Genomic DNA, 1231 nt, shown 5'->3' with positions numbered 1-1231 from the left:
CGTGGATTTAAGATTTCAATTTGTTCTGGATAGCTTCCAGAATGACGTCAATTTTACTCAGCTTTGTGCTCAGTATGGCATCTCTACTAAGTGTGGATACAAGTGGAAAGAAAGGTTCTTGAAGGAAGGGAGAGTTGGTCTTCTGGATAAGAAGAGAACTCCTAAGAACTCTCCCGCTAAGATTGCGGAAGAAACCATCTTAGAAATCATTAAGATCAAAAATAACAAGAAGTTCTGGGGGGCTAAGAAAATACTCGAACTCTATAAATCTAAATTCCCTGATAGAAGACCTCCTAACAGATCTACAATTGAACGAATCCTTAAAAAAGCAGGATTACAAGAGACTAAGAGAAAAAGAAGACCAATTAATTCAGGACAGCGAATCTCTATGCCGGAGAAAGCGACCCATCCGAATCATATTTGGACCGTTGACTTCAAAGGATGGTGGTATACTCCGGACAGGGAAAAAATAAATCCTCTCACTGTTAGAGATGATTTCTCTAAATACATTCTTTCCATTAAGACCCTTTCTAAAGGTGATATTCCTTCCGTTAAAGCCGAATTTATTAGGTTATTTAAGATCTATGGATTACCAGAAATCATTCGCTCTGATAACGGGCCTCCCTTCGCCTCTATGCAGTCTCTTTGGGGGCTTACTAAACTCTCTGTTTGGTGGCTCTCTCTAGGTATCAAACTCGATCGTATACAACCTGGTAAACCTTACCAAAATGGCGCTCATGAAAGAATGCATAGAGACATGGCTCGAGAGCTACAACACGAAATCGTCGGTAACATCACTCTCTTCCAAAAACTCTTCGACAAATGGAGAATTGAATTCAATAGAGAAAGACCTCATGAAGCCCTCAACATGAAAACTCCCGAACAAATCTATGTTAAATCTAAAAAACTTTTTGATCCTAACGCTGACCTTCTAATCGCATATCCTTTTGGATTCAAACAAAGACACGTTAACGATCGCGGTTACATCAATTACAACGGACATCTCATTATGATCGGAAATCCTTTTAACGGTTATAATGTCGGGATTAAAAAAGATATCGATTCCGTTTCTATTTGGTTCGGAAATAATAAGTTAGGTTCTATCGATCAAAATTTATTCTTGATTAATCCTGATTCCAATTCATACAAAGTTCATAAACCAAGAAAGGTTACCAAAAAGTATTACCCTTCTCCTGACGCATGAACGTTAACCATGTCTTGAAGTCATACC

The 1231-nt window shown here is 38.3% G+C and carries 1 protein-coding gene; it reads left to right on the top strand.

The window, feature by feature from the left end; genetic code table 11:
* Positions 1-1204: integrase core domain-containing protein (locus EHQ43_RS19695; RefSeq protein ID WP_244242672.1), on the top strand; the 1204-nt coding region annotated here is incomplete at its 5' end.
* Positions 1205-1231: the final 27 nt, after the last annotated feature.

This window comes from Leptospira bouyouniensis (assembly GCF_004769525.1).
Lineage (GTDB): Bacteria > Spirochaetota > Leptospiria > Leptospirales > Leptospiraceae > Leptospira_A > Leptospira_A bouyouniensis.
The sequence above is the reverse complement of the archived record's forward strand: the minus strand, read 5'-3'. Positions and strand labels throughout refer to the sequence as shown.